The sequence below is a fragment of the Saonia flava genome, assembly GCF_011927795.1.
Lineage (GTDB): Bacteria > Bacteroidota > Bacteroidia > Flavobacteriales > Flavobacteriaceae > Saonia > Saonia flava.
Genome location: NZ_JAATJJ010000001.1, coordinates 912346 through 929743 on the forward strand (window position 1 = coordinate 912346; position 17398 = coordinate 929743).

At 35.6% G+C, this 17398-nt stretch carries 12 protein-coding genes and 1 tRNA gene; 2 read left to right on the top strand and 11 right to left on the bottom strand.

Going from position 1 to position 17398, the window contains the following annotated elements; all coding sequences use genetic code 11:
- Positions 1-44 precede the first annotated feature (44 nt).
- On the top strand, positions 45-3605 hold the full coding sequence (locus GGR42_RS03925; protein WP_167961068.1) for a VCBS repeat-containing protein: 3561 nt from the start codon (positions 45-47) through the stop codon (positions 3603-3605).
- Here the strand turns inward: GGR42_RS03925 and GGR42_RS03930 are convergent, their stop codons facing one another.
- The 7 genes from GGR42_RS03930 to GGR42_RS03960 form a co-directional block, all read right to left on the bottom strand.
- On the bottom strand, positions 3606-5708 hold the full coding sequence (locus tag GGR42_RS03930; protein WP_167961070.1) for a thioredoxin domain-containing protein: 2103 nt from the start codon (positions 5706-5708) through the stop codon (positions 3606-3608).
- Between the two features lie 68 nt (positions 5709-5776).
- The gene (locus GGR42_RS03935) at positions 5777-7153 is read right to left on the bottom strand and encodes a sialate O-acetylesterase (protein ID WP_167961072.1); all 1377 of its coding nucleotides are present in this window, start codon (positions 7151-7153) and stop codon (positions 5777-5779) included.
- A 16-nt stretch (positions 7154-7169) separates the two neighbouring features.
- Positions 7170-8285 (bottom strand): SGNH/GDSL hydrolase family protein, encoded by a 1116-nt coding sequence (locus tag GGR42_RS03940; protein ID WP_167961074.1) that lies wholly within the window; start codon positions 8283-8285, stop codon positions 7170-7172.
- The gene (locus GGR42_RS03945) at positions 8275-9756 is read right to left on the bottom strand and encodes a sulfatase family protein (RefSeq protein ID WP_167961076.1); all 1482 of its coding nucleotides are present in this window, start codon (positions 9754-9756) and stop codon (positions 8275-8277) included. The genes GGR42_RS03940 and GGR42_RS03945 overlap by 11 nt, the downstream gene beginning before the upstream one ends.
- A gap of 9 nt (positions 9757-9765) precedes the next feature.
- On the bottom strand, positions 9766-11475 hold the full coding sequence (locus tag GGR42_RS03950; RefSeq protein WP_167961078.1) for a glycoside hydrolase family 9 protein: 1710 nt from the start codon (positions 11473-11475) through the stop codon (positions 9766-9768).
- Positions 11476-11536: 61 nt separating this feature from the next.
- On the bottom strand, positions 11537-12256 hold the full coding sequence (locus GGR42_RS03955) for a carboxylesterase family protein (protein WP_167961080.1): 720 nt from the start codon (positions 12254-12256) through the stop codon (positions 11537-11539).
- A gap of 116 nt (positions 12257-12372) precedes the next feature.
- A tRNA-Arg gene (locus GGR42_RS03960) sits at positions 12373-12446 on the bottom strand.
- Positions 12447-12746: 300 nt separating this feature from the next.
- Between GGR42_RS03960 and GGR42_RS03965 the strand changes: the two genes are divergently transcribed.
- Complete coding sequence (locus GGR42_RS03965) at positions 12747-13625, top strand: phytanoyl-CoA dioxygenase family protein (protein ID WP_167961082.1); 879 nt, start codon at positions 12747-12749, stop codon at positions 13623-13625.
- A gap of 15 nt (positions 13626-13640) precedes the next feature.
- On the opposite strand, the gene GGR42_RS03970 is transcribed toward GGR42_RS03965, so the two are convergent.
- The 4 genes from GGR42_RS03970 to GGR42_RS03985 all read right to left on the bottom strand — a co-directional run bounded on the left by GGR42_RS03970 (position 13641) and on the right by GGR42_RS03985 (position 17195).
- A complete protein-coding gene (locus GGR42_RS03970) occupies positions 13641-15203 on the bottom strand; it encodes a protein adenylyltransferase SelO (protein ID WP_167961084.1) in 1563 nt (520 codons plus the stop codon).
- The gene (gene msrA, locus GGR42_RS03975; RefSeq protein WP_167961086.1) at positions 15200-15742 is read right to left on the bottom strand and encodes a peptide-methionine (S)-S-oxide reductase MsrA; all 543 of its coding nucleotides are present in this window, start codon (positions 15740-15742) and stop codon (positions 15200-15202) included. Before msrA ends, GGR42_RS03970 begins: the two co-directional genes overlap by 4 nt.
- The gene (msrB, locus tag GGR42_RS03980; protein ID WP_167961088.1) at positions 15735-16193 is read right to left on the bottom strand and encodes a peptide-methionine (R)-S-oxide reductase MsrB; all 459 of its coding nucleotides are present in this window, start codon (positions 16191-16193) and stop codon (positions 15735-15737) included. Before msrB ends, msrA begins: the two co-directional genes overlap by 8 nt.
- Before the next feature lie 258 nt (positions 16194-16451).
- The gene (locus GGR42_RS03985; protein ID WP_167961090.1) at positions 16452-17195 is read right to left on the bottom strand and encodes a carbohydrate-binding family 9-like protein; all 744 of its coding nucleotides are present in this window, start codon (positions 17193-17195) and stop codon (positions 16452-16454) included.
- Positions 17196-17398 lie beyond the last annotated feature (203 nt).

Here is a 17398-nt window from a genome sequence, read left to right on the forward strand (position 1 = left end):
TACCAACTACCATATTTGTATATACCCTACCAATTAAACATCTAATGAAGTATTTCAAAACTTTTTTTTATAGTATTCTATTTTCACTTATTGTTTTAAGTTGTAAAAATGAAAAAACCTTATTTAAAAAAATTGATACATCAGAGTCTGGACTTGCTTTTACTAACCAATTAAAGGAAAATGACACCTTGAACATATTGGACAATGAGTTTGTATACAATGGTGCGGGCGTTGCGCTGGGTGACTTAAACAATGATGGGTTGGATGATGTTTTCTTCACGGGAAACCAAGTGGACAATAAACTATTTATTAATAAGGGAGGTTTAAAATTTAAAGATGTTTCTTCTGTCTCCAAAATAGGAAAAACAAACCCTTTATATTGGTCTTCCGGAGTCTCTATTGTAGACATAAATTTAGATGGGAAACTGGATGTTTATGTATGCAATACCTTACACAAAAGTCCAGCAAACCGTAGAAATTTGTTGTACATAAACCTAGGAAACAACGAAAATAACATTCCCATATTTAAAGAGATGTCGAAAGCTTATGGTGTCGACAATAATAGCCATTCATCACATGCACAATTCTTTGATTATGACAACGATGGTGATTTAGACCTATTTATCGGTGTAAATAGAATTGAAGGAATCAATCCAAGTCAATTTAGGCCCTTAAGTGATGCCAAAATGGCAATGAGTAGAGATATATTGCTACAAAACACTTGGGACGAAAGTTTAGGACATCCGGTATTTAAAGATGTAACTCTAGATGCGGGAATAAGATACAATGGGTTTAGCCATAGTACCTTGATAAATGATTTTAATGAAGATGGCTTTTTAGATATTTATGTTGCCAATGATTACTTAACAAGTGATTTGGTATATATGAATAACAAGAATGGGACATTCACCAACAAGGCTGGTGAAATATTTAAGCACTTTAGCTTATCTTCCATGGGAAGTGACATTGCAGATATAAACAACGATGGCGCGTTTGATCTTTTCACATCAGAAATGCAGCCCTATTACAATAAAAGAAAAAAACTTTTCCAAGGCCCAAGTAGCTATCAACGAGAAGTGTTGACACGGAGGTATGACTATGAATATCAATACACCAGAAACACTTTACAAATAAATTTAGGATACAATCCGGAATCTGGATTACCAATTTATGCTGATTTAGGTATGTACTCTGGCGTTCAAGAAACAGATTGGAGCTGGGCTCCCCTATTTGCCGATTTCAACAATGATTCATGGCGAGATCTTTTGGTAGTAAATGGTTTTCCCAAAGACGTGACAGACAGGGATTTTGGTGATTTTAGGTCTACTGCAAGCAGGTTAGTAAGCAAAGAAAAGTTATTGGCTGCCATACCAGCCGTAAAATCACCAAACTTTGTTTTTAAAAACAATAGCAACCTCACTTTTGAGGATATGACCACAAAATGGGGCCTTAATTTCGCAACTTTTTCAAATGGTGCGGCTTATGGGGATTTAGACAATGATGGTGATCTTGATTTGATTTTTAACAATATCAATGACCCATCTACCTTAATGGAAAATAGGGCGTCAAATTTATCAAAAGAAAATAATTATCTAAGAATTAAACTAAAAGGAGATTCTAAAAACCCCGATGCTTTTGGGGCTGTTGTGGAAGTTTATGTAGACAGCATAAAATTGAAGCATTCCCTAATATCAGGTCGAGGTTATTTATCCAAACCAGAGAGCACATTACATTTTGGATTGGGAACAAACTCTTCCGTTGATTCCATAAAAATAATATGGCCAGGTGGAAAAATTCAAAAAATTGGAAACACCGTTGTTAATCAAGTTGTTGGAATAGAGTACAATCCAAATATGTTAATTAATGACAAAGGAATAAAAACAAAAAGAGCACCCATTTTTAAGGAAAACTCCAATGCCTATAATTTGGCATACAATGATTGTGATGCAGATTTTATAGATTTTAATTTTCAACGTACTCTCCCGCATAAATTCTCGCAATATGGTCCATCCATATCGGTAGGTGATGTAAACAATGATGGTCTAGATGACATGTTAGCAGGAGCTAGCAGAGGATTTAAGGAAAGATGGTTCATACAGCAACCCAATGGCTTATTTGATCAAAATGAAGTAGTTTACAAAACAAGCCCTGGTTTAGAGGAAGAAGATGCCGGTACTTTATTATTTGATGCGGACAATGATGGGGATTTGGATTTATATATTGTACGTGGTTCTGCCCAATATAAGGAGGGTCATGAGTTTTATGAAGATGTTTTAATGATTAATGATGGAAAAGGAGTATTTTCCAAAAGCATGGGTATTCCACAAATCCGTTCCAACGGTTCTTGCGTTAAAGCGGCAGATTATGACAAAGATGGAGATTTGGATTTATTTATTGGGAGTAGGGTTAAACCTATGTCCTATCCAGTTGCAGATCGCTCTTATATACTAAGAAATGAAAGTACTGCAAATTCTATCAAGTTCATTGATGCAACCCATGAAGTTTCATCAGAATTATCTAATCCAGGCATGATAAGTGATGCGATTTGGACCGATTTTAATAATGATATGTGGCCTGATCTGATTTTAGCTGGAGAATGGATGCCGATACGTGTTTTTGAAAACAAAAAAGGAAAACTTGTAGAAATCACAGACGAAACAGGTCTCTCGGATAATCTAGGGTGGTGGACCAGCCTTGCCTCAGCAGATATGGACAATGATGGTGACATGGACTATATTGCTGGAAATTATGGGGAAAACCTTTATTTTAATGGAACAAAAGAAGAACCTTTAAAACTTTATGCAAAAGACGTAGATCAGAATGGTATGATTGACCCCTTTATTTCATATTATCTACGAGATAGTGTTGGCGTAAAAAAGGAATATTTGTATCACCCATGGCAAGATGTGGTAAAACAGTTTGTTGGTATAAGAAAAAACTACAATTCTTTTGGTGCATTTGGTGAGGCAACCACACAAGAACTATTTTCTGACGGTATTATGGACGATGCTATGGAGTTTACAACCAATTGGATGAAATCTTCTTGGATAGAAAACTTGGGAAATGGAAAATTTGACATCCATGAATTGCCCATTGAAGCTCAAATAGCTCCTGTATATGGAATACAAACCATGGATTATGATAATGATAGCCTAATGGATATTGTTCTTATTGGTAATGATTTTGGAATTGAAGTACAACAAGGAAGGGCGGATTCATTTGTAGGGTTAGTTCTAAAAAACAAAGGAAATGGAGATTTTACTTCAGTTCCTCTTAAAGAAACACATTTTTATGTTCCTGGAGATGCTAAAAGCCTTGTTTCAATAAATATTAACAATGAAAAGTCCCTTTTGGTGGCATCACAAAACAATGATGCACTAAAAGTCTTTGAAAGAGAAACATCAGAAAAGACCATAGTTCCCCTAGAAAGGAATGAAATAATATGTAAAATTTTGTTTAAAAATGACGCCCAAAGTATTCAGGAATACTATTGGGGAAATACTTTTCAATCCCAATCAAGCCGTTTTGTAACAATAACAGATAATATAAAAGAAATCAGCTTTTATGATGGATTGGGTAAGGAAACGAGAAAAATGCAATTTTAGCTAGAAGTTATTGATTTGCTCTATTGCTGTCTCCACATTGGTAACGGGGAGTTTACAGGCATTGTTTCTACAAACGTATATATATGTTTCATTTTCTTCATATCTATTCTTAAATAGTGGCAAATCACTCTTAGTTGTGCTTCCGACGGTTAACGTATTTGGAATAAATCTTCCATTCAGTTCGGTCATCAATGTATTTGCGTTTTCTCCTACCACCGCAATCTCATAGAAAGGATATCCAATATTTAATAACAGGGCATCCCATTTAGCATAACTATCTGCATACTCAATCAATAACGGTTTCATTGAACTAAGCATGTTTTTTGCCTTATCCAAAAATCTAACATCATAATTTATATGACCAAGATTGAACAAATTATGCGCCATCATGGCGTTTGCAGAGGGTATATCGCCATCATCTGTTCTAATAAGTGTTGCAATTAGACTTTTCTCCTTATTGTATCTATACATACCAGAAGTTTCATCTTTAAAATCTGCTTCTACAATACTTGTAAGTTTTTGTGCAAATTTAAGATAGTTATTATCCAAGGTAGTCCCGTACAAGTTTAAAGCGGCATTTGCTAAAAAAGTATAGTCCTCCAAAAAGCCTATAGTTCGTTTCCCTCCCTCTTTGTAAGAGTGCTGCAATTGATTATCGTTATAACTATTCTTTTTTATATAATTGAAAGTGGAAACAGCATTTTCTAAATAAATATCTTTCCCAAAAGCCTTATAAGCATCCACAAATCCATTGATTAAAAGTGCATTCCATGAAGTAATGATTTTGTCATCCACTCCAGGGCGTACTCTATTTGCTCTTTTGGCAAGCAATAAATTTTTCCATTTTTTTTTCTTTGTTTCAAAAGCAGCTAATTCTATATTCTGCTTTTCACAAAAAACACTATCCAAAATATCCTTTCTAAGTACAAAATTTCCATTCTCCCATACATTTTGCCCTTCTACCCCAAAATAGTTAGCAAACAACTCAAAATCGTCTTTTAGAATAGTTTTAAGCTCATCTTCTTTCCAAACATAAAATTTACCCTCTTCCCCATCGCTATCTGCATCCAAAGTAGCATAATAGGCACCATCGGCATTTTTCATTTCCCTATTCAAAAAGGCTATTGTTTCTTCAACAACATATTTATACTCCGGCTCTTTATAAACCATGTAAGCTTTTGAGTACAAGCTCAATAATTGGGCATTGTCGTACAACATTTTTTCAAAATGAGGCACCCTCCATTCATTGTCCACGCTGTATCTATAAAAACCACCTGCTAAATGATCATACATCCCTCCAATGGCAATTTTATCTAAAGTGTTTTTCACGTGCTTCTTGGCAGATTCATCTCCTGTTAAAATACTATAATCCAATAAAAAACTTAAACTAACAGGTTTTGGAAACTTCTGAGACCCTAAGTTTCCTCCCCACTCGTGATCCCACTTTGGCTTCCATTTTCTAATACTTTCTGTAACAACATTCTCAGTAAGGCCTTCATGGTCAGAAGATGGATCCACTATATTTACATTCTGAACCCCCTCCGCAATGCTATTGGCAACTTTATGGGCTTTATCTGGATCCGTTTTATACAGATCACTTATTCTAGTAAGAACATCTGTCCACTGTTGTTTAGTATGATAGGTGTTACCATAAATTGGTTTTCCATTTGGTAGGGCAATTACATTTAAGGGCCATCCCCCGCCACCGGTCATAAGCTGCACAGCTGTCATATACACATTGTCCACATCTGGACGCTCCTCTCTATCCACCTTAATATTGATGAAATTTTCATTCATCATCTTGGCAACTTCCTCATCTTCAAAAGTCTCTTCCTCCATTACATGGCACCAGTGACATGAAGAATAACCAACACTAATAAGTACAAGTTTGTTTTCCTTCTCCGCTTGATCCAATGCCTCTTGACTCCATGCCCTCCAGTTTACAGGGTTATGAGCATGTTGTAATAAATATGGGCTAGTTTCACTGATAAGCTCATTGGTGAATTTATGCTTTTCTTCCTCAATATTTTGTGCTTTTTCTTTGCATGCAGTAAAAACCAAAAGAACAAGCACAAACACTTTTATATAAATATCCTTAATCATAGTGTAAATAAAACAGATAGCTAAAATACCACAATTAGCTACAAAAAGTGTTATATAAAATTTGAAGCTTAATCGCTAATAAAACTGGATGCAGGTAAATTTGCTTCGTTAAAAAGATTGGGCAAAGCTCTATTGTTCCATGCAAAACGAACCTTTTTTGGTTCTTTTACTTCTTTAGATGAAACAATCACCCTATCGTTTTTTATAATTGCTTTTGCAGGATAAAATTGGTCCTTATCACCAGCAATTTCAAAATGAGTGACTTTTTTACCTTTGGCATATAAACCCTTGGAGTGGTCAAAAATAACAGTTGCCTTTTTACCTTCAATAATTAATTCTTTAAAAAGTGGACTATGTACTTCAACTTCCAATGTTTCATAATGGTCTTTTAAAGCTATATTGGCCAGCCTATTCCCAACATCCAATTTGTTTCTTGGGTGAATATCATCAACCGTACAAATATCACTAACTACCACCATTCCGGTATTTTTTAGGGCCAATGTTCTACGTTGTGCATCTCTCACTTTTACACCTTGTTCTGGTTCACCATAATTAAAAGGTGCAATTTGAACAAAATAGAATGGAAAACTATACCCCCATTGTTCCCTCCAAGAAGTTATCATAGATGTAAACAACTCTGTATAAATTTCGTGATTTGCAGTATTGCTTTCACCTTGATACCATAATGCCCCTGCAATTTTATATGAAGTAATAGGGGAAATCATGGCATTGAACAATTCTGATGTTTTATTAGAAACCCACTGATTCGCCTCAATCTTTTTAGCCGATTCTTTTAGGGTTTCATTTATATCAAATACCGATTTTGGAGTCCAGACCTCAGCAGAGGAGGCTCCCCATGAAGAATTTATTACCCCAATAGGGATATCTAATTCCCCGTATAACCTCTTTGCAAAAAAATAAGCAACAGCACTAAAATGCTTCATACTTTCAGGAGTACAAATTTTCCAAGAACCAGATAGGTCATCTTGTGGATAGGCTGCTGTTCTTCTATCCACCGTAAACAGACGAATATTTGGATAATCAGCTTTGTCAACCTCGTCCATATGAACAATACCACTATTGGCGCTCCATTCCATATTTGATTGTCCAGAAGCCAGCCATACCTCTCCAATTAATACATTATTTAATACAATTTCATTTCCCCATCCTTTAAAACTAATGGTATATGGACCACCTGCTTCAGGTGTTGTAACCTCAACCTTCCATTTGGCATCCGTGGTACCTTTAGCTTTGTATTCTTTTCCGTCCCAACTTGTAACAATTGTAATTTCTTCAGAAACATTTCCCCATCCCCATAGCAAAACATCAGAGTTTCTCTGAAGCACCATATCATTCGAAAATATTCTTGGAAGCACAACCCTAGCTGATACAACATTAATAGATAGTATACAGGCCAATAAAAAGAATGCATATTTAAATTTCATGTTAATAATTTTGATGTTAGTCAGATGATTCCAGTAAGTTTTGATAGAAAGGTGCTAAGACTTCAGCCATTTCTTTATGATCATTAATTCCAGGGTGATAAGAACACCCGTTTACATATAATTTATCATACTTGAAAAGCTGAATAGGCTTCTCAATATTTTGGTTGTTAAAATGGGCTACTACTCTATCCAAACATTCCAAGAACATGATATTATCCTCTCCAGAAACCATTGGACTAGATAATAATCCTATTTGGGTCCTAGGGTAATGACCATAAACAGTTTCAATAAATTTAATATATCGTTCAACAAACAAATCACTATCAAAAGGAGTTCTTTTATGTACACCATCTCCATGGGAAAGGTCATTGGTGCCCAAGCAAATAGTAACCACATCGGGCACATAGGAACTAAAATCCCAAGGTTTTGAGCCTTCCCCATTGAGATATGTATTTTCGTATACTGATGGAATGGTATGATTGGCCTCCTCTTCGGAATTCCAACCTCTATAAATGCCCCAACCAGAAATACTGCTCAACATATAATCTGTGTTCAAGTTTCTGGCAATGGTTGGCCCATAACTTAAATAAGCATTATGGTGGTCATGGTAATCCCCCTCATTACAAGGACTGAATTCGTCATCCATAGCAGCGCCGCAAGTAATGGAATCTCCAATAAATTCAATTTTCTTGTTATTGGTTTGGGATACATCTTGTACACGTTCTGCCTTTATACCACTAAAAATAATAGGCCCGCTGGATGCTTCAGTAGCTTTAACTATTTCTATTTCATGAACAGTATCCTGATTTTTAAACTTTACAGGAAGCGAAAAATTTGCGGTTGTATCTATTTTAAATCGACCTAAATGCTCCCCATCAGCTACTAGGGTCACAAAATTATGGGCATAATCCCCACGAACATATACTTCCAAAGAATCACCTACCACTTCCGTTTTAATGGAAGATGCCGCTCCAATCAAGAGGGCTTCTTTACTATCCAGCAAATTCACTCTACCTGAGTAATGAAAAGTAGTAGTATCGGCTGTAAACAAATGTTGTGTTTCCTTAATCTTGCATGAAGACAATATCACTAGAAAAATTGTGGCTATGTAAAATTTTATTTTAATATTCATTCTTGTGCTTGTAATCTCCAAAACGGTATTTTACTGTTCGTTTTAATGGAATGTTCATTCCATTGGTTTCCTCTAACCATGTATAAATAGCTTCTGACATGGATTTAGCAATTTCCTGTTTATCAGGGTCGGCGATTAAATTATACATTTCTTCAGGGTCATTTTTTAGATCATACAACTCATTCCTATCCCATATTCCATGGTATTTTATGTACTTGTAATTATCTGTTCGCATTCCAAAAACGGTTGGTGTCATAGGAAAATCATATTCCCAGTAATATTCATAGAAAACCTCCTCCCTGGCCTTGGTTTTTTCATCTCCTGTTAAGATTGGAATAAAAGAAACTCCTGGCATATTTTCTGGTTGTTTTACTCCAGCTTCTGCCAAAATGGTAGGTGCAATATCTATATTCTGTACCATTTGCAATGGTTTTTTACCTCCTTCAAAAAGCTCTGGGCATTTTACCAACAAAGGCACTTTAACTGATTCTTCATAGAAATGCCTTTTATCTATTAAGCCATGTTCTCCCCAACTAAATCCATTATCTCCCATATAGATAACCAAGGTAGATTCTTCCAATCCCTCTTCTTTAAGATATTTCATAACGGAACCGACACTTTCGTCTACCCCAAGAAGTGTTTCACAATAATCGACCACCATTTCATGCAAGTCCCTATTTTCATGATACATATAATCCACACCATGCCAACTGGTTCTCTGGTCCGCTACCCATTGTGGCCATTTTAAATTCCTATATTCCCCGGTCTTTGTTTGATCATACGTGGATGGTAAATCTATGCGCTTACCCTTGTATTTTCCTTTATGTCTTCTAGCGGGCTGAAAACCAGCATGTACTGCCTTATGGGACAAATACATAAAAAAGGGTTTTTTCTTGTCCCTTTTATCCAACCAATCCAACGCATGTTCTGTAAGCAAATCTGTAATGTAGGTTGAATCCTTATAAGCAACCCTATTTCCATTAATGTTAAGAGTTGGGTTATAGTAAACTCCTTGTCCTGGGAAACTTTCCCAATGAGTAAACCCAGGTTGTGGGTCATCACCATGATCACCCATATGCCATTTTCCAAAAAAACCGGTCTGGTACCCTGCCTTTTGTAAATATTGTGGAAAATAAGTAAGATTACCAGGATCTGGTGCTTGGTTATCCACAATGGTATGACTATGTGAAAACCTGCCTGTTAATATGGAAGCCCTACTTGGTGAGCACAATGATGTAGTAACAAAGGTATTTGGCAAATAAGCTCCTTCATTGGCAAGTTTATCCATATTTGGTGTTTCCAACCATGGTACTTTACCTGTAAAGCCCATATAATCATACCTATGATCATCAGTCAATATAAAAATGACATTTCGTTGTTTTTTCGTTTTATAAGGATTCGGGTTATTGCCAAAACCATAAGCAAAACCCATTAAGAGCAGACAAAACAATAGACTTATTTGAGCCTTCATAATTAATTTTTAATTTGATTCTCGTTCTAAAAACCCAAGAACATATGTCAATGGGGAGTTCCAATTTAAGCAAATTTCATTACTGGCATAACTAGGCTCTTGGTCCACCCAACTCTTCATTGGGGAAGGGTTCTCTGGATATATTGTACCACTGGAAGCATCTTGTAATCTACTATTTGGACCACCAGAAAGTAGGCCTGGGACAGGTTCTTCCACATCATCGCCCGCGCTTTGCCTGTGGTGTATGAACATAGGGGTTTTGTCCCCAAACCCTGTTAGGTAGCTATATCCATTTGCATTGTTCCCAAAAATATAATCTGTTGCCTGTTGGACTCCTTTTAAATATTCAGGTTTTGGTTCTAAACGATAGCCTTGGGCCATAATAAGCGCCGCATTAAGGACATCGCTATTGGAACCCCATTGAAAGTCATCAATAGGTTGGAAATAATCGGTATTATTACCTCTAGCCACCAATTCATCTGCCAATCTTAGTACTCCTGTCCTAAGGTTGTTGTATAAACTTTCAGGAATTATTTCCTTGTTGTCCAAAAGCGAAAAAACACCGGTATAGCGCATAAAAGCAGTCCAATTATCACCGGGCCTAAACTTAAAACTGGTAGCATCATCCAAATTGTTTAGATACTTTTGATCTTGGGTAGAAATAAAAAGTTCAGCATTTGCCCAGAAAAATTCATCCTTAAAATCTCTATCCCCATACTGTCCAGTACTTACGTCTGGGGGATTTACAAATGCAACATTTGGATTGTCCTGAGCCCATGCATAGGCCATTTTAGCGGCTTCTAAACATTTATGGGCATAAGCTTTGTCTATAGCATCAAAAACCCTGTAAGCTTGTGCCGCACAACCTGCAAAATCCAAAGTTGCAGCCGTACCCTTACCAACAATATACCTTTGGGCGGTTGCTAAATGCGGCATTACCATGCCCTCAAAATTCAAGGTTGTTAATTTGTGGTACAAGCCTCCATCATCATCCTGCATTGTAAGTGCCCAATCCATTTCGTACTTTAACTCATCCAAATAATCACTAACACCATTATTACTTTCAGGGATATTCAATGCGCCATCCTTTACAATATCTGGATATTGCTGATGCAATAAAAAGAATTGCCCTAAGGGAAAAGTGGCATTTACAATATACTTATTATAATCGCCAGCATCATACCATCCCTTTGGAGAATTCACAATCTCTCTTGAAATTTTACTAGATCGGTGATACAAAACACTGTCATCTGGATGACCTGCTGGTCTGTGCCACTTACCTGCATATTTTTCCTCTAAAGCCATTCCTGCCCTTTGGTAATACAATCCTTTGATTGAACCCAAAAAGGCTTCCTTGTAAATATTTGGTTTTATTTCAAAAGGATAGGAGTATCCTTTTCCAGGAACATAAATATTGTAATTACCTTCTTTCATGATTTCACTAAAATCAGCTGTTCTCAAATGCTCACCAGCCAATTCCCAGTTTTTGTTTTCAGAAAGAGCACCAGTAAAAACAACATCAATAGAATCTTTTACAACAAGAAAAATACCCTCTTCTGCATTTACAATGGTCGCTATTTTATGGGCATTTGGATAATATCCTATTTGGTTCAATCTAATTTCTTCACTGAATTCATCGGTCATAGGTGGAGCAGGCTCCTTGCATGACATTGCCAAGAAAACAAGAACAATAGATGCATAAAAAATATTTTTTTGCATGATTGATTATTATGTTAGTTAGACTGAAAAATAAGGAAAATTCTATAAATGTCTATGGTAATTAAGGCTTTCTTTTTTGCTTAATAAACCAATCATACAACTCCGGTGTTGTATAGGCTTTGTCCCATGCATTATGACCAACATTCCCATATCTGGTAAATTTTACATCATATCCCATTAGAAGTAGTTTTTCTACCATGGTTTCTGATTCTGAAATAGGAATGGACTTATCTTCTTCGCCATGAAAAACCCAAATGGCAAGTTCTTTATCTATCCAAGAAGCATAAGGTAAGGGTGCCATACCACATACAACTGCCATGGCTGCAAACTTTTTAGGGTGTTGTACTGCCAACTCCCAGGCGGCAGCACCTCCCCTGCTTAATCCCGTTAAATAAATTCTGTCCATATCAACATTATTGGTTGCTATGACCCTATCTAACAACTGAATAATAGCTCTCGTGTTCCACCATTGTTTCCTGTGTGGGTTTTGAGGTGCAAGAACTAAAAAAGGAAACTCCATTCCTTCTTCTATAAGTTTTGGAGGACCACCTGTATTTAAGTCCGATAATGTTCCACCTGCTTCACCCCCTCCATGTAAAAACAAAAGCAGTGGAAATTTTTCTTGTCTGGAAACATCATAGTCTTTGGGATAGTAGAGATAATACTTTAGGTTTTCTATAGTTATTGTCTCCAGCTCGTCTTCCACTAATTGAGATTGCGCACTACAACCTTGCATTAACAGAATAATGAGCAAAAATAAATACCCAATATATTTCGTCATTTTAAATAATTTATATTCTTCCACCTTAAAAATAGAAAATTGAAAGTAGATTTTCCCATTATTCAGTTTAATATAAACAAAAACAGCCCCTACATTTAGGAGCTGTTTTTGTTAAGTGATCGCGATAGGATTCGAACCTATGACCGTCTGCTTAGAAGGCAGATGCTCTATCCAGCTGAGCTACGCGACCATTTTCTATGTTAGAAAAGATAGGATTTTTTAAATCCTGCGCAAAAGTAAAAAAACCTTTCAGATTAGAGGTTATAAATACTCTAATTTTATTTACTTTTTCGTCAATACATAAAAAAAGGTGAAATAATCTTCTTGTTTTGGCTATGATCACAGTCAAATAAACACATTCCACAACCTCATTAATATACATAAAAATAGTATCCTATCGTAAAATCCATGTTTAAGAAATCTTGATAATTAAGAATAGATTGATTAGAAATTATTAAATTGAGTACATTACATTTTTCAATTACAAATTATGGTAAAGGATTTAGCTGACTATCACTCACCCATTTCCAGCATTTTTACCCAACCCAAATCAAAAGAGGATTGGGAACAATATAGACTAACCAAGGAACAAGTAGGGTTTTATAATGAAAATGGTCATTTATCTGGAATAAAACTACTGGAAGAATGGCAAGTGGACGCGTTAAACAAAGAATTATCTGAGATACAAAACCCAAATCATCCTTCCAATCACCTATTCTATGAATTCCATTCTAACGAATCTACAAATGAAAATTCAGTACTTTTTCATTCCTTAGGTCATTGGAGAATAAGTGAAGGGTTTCATGATTTATTATGGAATCCAGCATTTCTCATGGCTGCAAGTCAGCTCTTGGGAAGTAAATCCGTACTGTTTTGGCATGACCAATTATTTTGCAAACCAGCACTCCATGGAGGTGTTGTAGCTTGGCATCAAGACTATTCATACTGGACAAGGACCACTGCCATGCAGCATTTAACCTGTTGGATAGGTTTGGATGATTCATCCACAGAAAATGGATGTCTACATTACATTCCCAAAAGTCATAAATGGGGGCTACTGGACAAACCAAAATTAGCCGGTGAGATGAATGGGTTACTGAGCTCTTTGAACAATAAGCAAAAAACAGAATTTAAGCCTATTCCCATTGAATTAAAGAAAGGGTATGCCACATTTCATCACCCCCTTATGGTTCATGGTTCACATGAAAATCATTCCGAAAAAAGAAGAAGAGCCTGTGTTTTAAATGTTTTTGCAGACGGCACAATTAGCAATACCAATGATGAACTTTTACAAGGAGTTCCTATTATTGAGAAAGGAAAGAGAATGGAAGGCAAGTTTTTTCCTTTGCTATATGATACTAACAATTGAGTTCCCAAAATTATTTTAAGAACTACACGATAACATGGAACACCCAACTTTATGCCTCGCCCATTCTGGTCTTTTAGCAAACCATTTTTCATTTTTGGGTTGCTCTTCATAAGGTTTTTTTAGTAAGTTGAACAATTCCTGTATTAAAGAATAATCTCCATTGTCAGCGGCATCTATAGCCAATTGTGCCATATAATTACGTAATACATATTTGGGATTTACCTTGTTCATTTGCTTTTTTCGCTCTTTTTCTGGTATAATCTCCTTGTCTAATCTTTCGGAATATCTATTAAACCATTCTGTCCAACGTTTCTCTATTTCACCTTTAACTTCTGTTGGCACATACAGAGCCTGTTTTAATACATCTAACCCATCCATTGGCCTTTCACTGTTAAACTTGTTTAGATTTCTAAAAAATAATGTCATGTCTGTTTCCGTTAACTCCAAAATTTCTTCCAAATCCCTAATGAGGATCTCATCCTTATTATCATTGGTATATAATCCCAATTTGGATTTCATCATTCCATGGTAGGCAATTGCAAAATCTTTTTTATAGGCTTCTAAAATAGATTCCAATTCTTCAGCTTCCTCAATTAAATAATAGATAACATTTGCAAGTTGATACAGGTTCCACAACACTATTTCTGGCTGACTACCATATCTGTATCTTTTGTGTTGTCTATCAGTTGTATTAGGTGTCCAGCCACGGTCATACCCTTCCAACCATCCATAAGGACCATAATCAATTGTTAATCCTAAAACCGACATATTATCAGTATTCATAACCCCATGAACAAAACCCACTCTTTGCCAGTGTACAACCATTTCTAAACTACGATTTACCACTTCTTCAAAAAACTTCAAATAAGTTTCTTTCGAAGGCTTTCCCAAATGTGAAAAGAAATGTTTTATAGTATACTCCATCAACGCTTCCAAAGTATTTTTATCTCCTCGGGAAGCCAAAATTTCAAAATTTCCAAACCGTATAAATGTGGGTGCCACTCGGCACACCACTGCCCCTTTTTCATAAGCGGGATGTCCATCGTATAGAACATCTCTTAACACTTTGTCACCTGTCAATGCCAATGACAATGCCCTCGTTGTGGGCACACCTAAATGATGCATTGCCTCACTGCACAAATATTCCCTAATGGATGAACGAAGAACGGCCAAACCATCTGCAGTTCTTGAATAAGGCGTCTCCCCTGCCCCTTTTAATTGAACTGCCCATTGTTTATTATTCTGGTTTACCTCGAACAAATTTATTGCTCTTCCATCACCAAGTTGTCCTGCCCAATTTCCAAATTGGTGCCCTCCATAACACATGGCGTATGGGTTTGTATTAGACAATACTGTATTTCCCGTAAAAACATTTAAAAAATCTTCAGATTTGGCATCTTCCAAAGTCAATCCCAAATTACCAAGCATTTCAGGGGATATATGCAGTATTTCAGGTTTTTCCGTTTTCTTTGGAGAAACAAAGGAAAAGCATGCCTCTTTCACCTGTCTTCTCGTATTTTCAAGAATGGGATCCGCAGGTAAATCTATATTGAAGGTATCATTAATGTTTAACTTCATATTTTAAGTTTATCTGAATGTTTTTGCCTAAGCTTGGTCAACTTAGGGGTGATTACCGCACTACAGAATCCTTGCTCTTTATTGTTGGCATAATAATCCTGATGATAATCTTCCGCTATGTGAAACTTTTCCAATTCGCTTACTTCTGTAACTATGGGGTTATCATAATAATCGGCAACTTGTAACAAAACATTTTCTGCTATTTTTTCTTGCCCTTTATCATGATAGTAAATGACCGACCGGTACTGAGTTCCCACATCCCCTCCTTGACGATTTAAGGTTGTTGGATCGTGAGTTGTCATAAAAACCTCTAGCAAATCATTATAAGACAATATTGAAGGGTCAAAAGTTATTTGAACAACTTCAGCATGGCCCGTTAAACCAGAACACACTTCTTTATAGGTGGGAATGCCGGGAACTGTTCCTCCTGTATACCCAGAAACCACTTTTTCTACGCCTTTTAATTGATTAAATACAGCTTCAACACACCAAAAACATCCTCCGCCAACTGTGGCTAATTCTAATTTACTATTATCCATTATCTATTTCCTTATCTAATTTCATGGATTCTGAATTTATACAATATCTTAAACCACTTGGCTCTGGCCCATCTGGAAATACATGTCCCAAATGCGCATCACATGCATTGCACATGACCTCTACTCTTACCATACCAAAAGTATTGTCCTTTTTGTATTTAATGGCATTTTCTTTTATAGGTTGAGTAAAACTTGGCCAACCAGTGCCAGAATTAAACTTAATAGTAGAATCGAACAAAGGGGTGTTACAGCAAACACAATTGTATAATCCATCATCATAAACACTGCAAAGCTCACCAGTGTTTGGGACTTCGGTACCTTTCTTCCTTGTAATCCTATATTGGGATGGTGTTAAAACTTCTTTCCACTCCTCCCCGGTCTTTTCTATTCGATTGTCTGGTGTTGGATTTCCCTTGACTGCAAAATGTATAACGTCTTTCCAGTTCAACATAACTTATTTTTATCTCTTTATTAAAATTGATATTAGTGGACATCTAAATTACAAATCATATAGAATAAGCATTAATTTTTCTACTGTATTTTTGTATGTCAATGCAATTCGTCGTATAAAGGGAATGCTAATTACACAACCTTGCATTTTGTTATAATGGTAGATGATTCCAAATAGTTGCAATATTTGACATTGCCATTTTATAATCGACCTTATATATGGTATAGAGAGAATTGTAATCCATTTCTAATATTTTAATTATTCTAATATTAGAAAACCGAAATGGTCTGGGGAATGGAATTGGGGATTTTTTGAAAACGTGCTGCTCCAACAAGCAAAAGTAGAATTATCAGAGTTATTCATCCAATTTTTATTTGCATGATCTGCATTTGAAATAATCCTATATAAATTAATTCTATAAGTATCCTTGGAAATAGCATTGGGATATTTCAACATTTCCATAGGTATTCTTAGATATCCCTTCCATATATTTTCCTCTATTTTTTTTTCAACATAATGTGAAACATCTGAGGTGGTTGTATCTATAAAATCACTACTAAATTTTTTGTCCGTTTTATATGTATTTTTAATTTTACTCAAGAACAAGGCATTGTTTGGATTTATTTGGATTTCTATATATTTTTCATTTGATAGTTCTCCATTACTAATGAAAATTTCAAAAACCTCCTGGGTATACATTTTAGTATTGTCCTTAGTGAAATAATTTTGCTCAATTCTGGGATTGTCCCTGCATTCAAACTTTACTTCTAAATATTTATCACTATACTTCATCATCACCAATGTTTCTTCCTCAACTGGCTCCCCTCCAACAGAATGCTTAAAATGGAGGTCTTTAATTTTTGTATACTCTTTTTTGTTGATTTTTAAAACAGGTACTTTCATTGTTTTATCTCCATTAAAAGTTGAGATTTTTTTTACTCCATTAGTTGTTTTACAAGCATTAATGGACAAAATTATAAGTAAAAGGTGCATTTTTTTCATACTAATAATAGTGTTCTGTTTTGTTAAGACCTATTTATTTCATTTCTCCTTGAGTTCTAAAAAAGGGGTGCATGATTCAAGTTGCACCCCTCTCAAAAAAACTAACTCAAAAACATTAAGAGTACATGCGGTTGCAGCCACTAACTCTTTTCTATTAAAACAATCAACAAAACATTCTCTTATTATTATTTTTAGTTCTATTT